A 485-nucleotide genomic window follows, 5' to 3' on the forward strand; every position below is an offset into this window, starting at 1 on the left:
ATGAGTTGGGCGAGAGACGAGTTCGGGACGATACAGCTGGGCGATCGGCGGTTGAACAAGCGAGCGGTTCTGCTGGCCGAGCGGCTGGGTCAGCAACCTGGAGCGAGCATCCCCGGTGCCTGTGGAAACTGGGCGGAGACGGCGGCGGCGTATCGCTTCCTGAGCCATGATCAGGTGGGCTGGGAGGAGATCCTGACGGCGCATGCCCAAGCCAGCCAGGCGCGGATCCGGGAACATGCAGTGGTGCTGTGCCTGCAGGACACCACGGAGCTGGACTACAACGGCCAGGCGATGAGTGGGCTGGGGCCGCTGTCTTACGAGGCCCAGCGGGGCCTGTACCTGCACCCGACCTATGTCGTCAGCCCCGAACGGGAGCCGCTGGGCGTCACCAATGCCTGGACCTGGGCGCGGGAGTTCAAGAAGGGGGACACACCGCGGGGCGGGATTCTGGAGAGCGTGCGCTGGGTGGAGAGCTACGAGCGGAT

1 protein-coding gene is annotated in these 485 nt (G+C 66.6%); it reads left to right on the top strand.

Annotation, left to right across the window (positions count from 1 at the left end; genetic code table 11):
* Window positions 1-30 precede the first annotated feature (30 nt).
* The coding region (locus B4920_RS25870; protein ID WP_305847123.1) for a transposase DNA-binding-containing protein at window positions 31-485 on the top strand (455 nt) is incomplete at its 3' end.

The organism is Zoogloea sp. LCSB751, assembly GCF_002028455.1.
In the GTDB taxonomy this organism is placed as follows: Bacteria; Pseudomonadota; Gammaproteobacteria; order Burkholderiales; family Rhodocyclaceae; genus Zoogloea.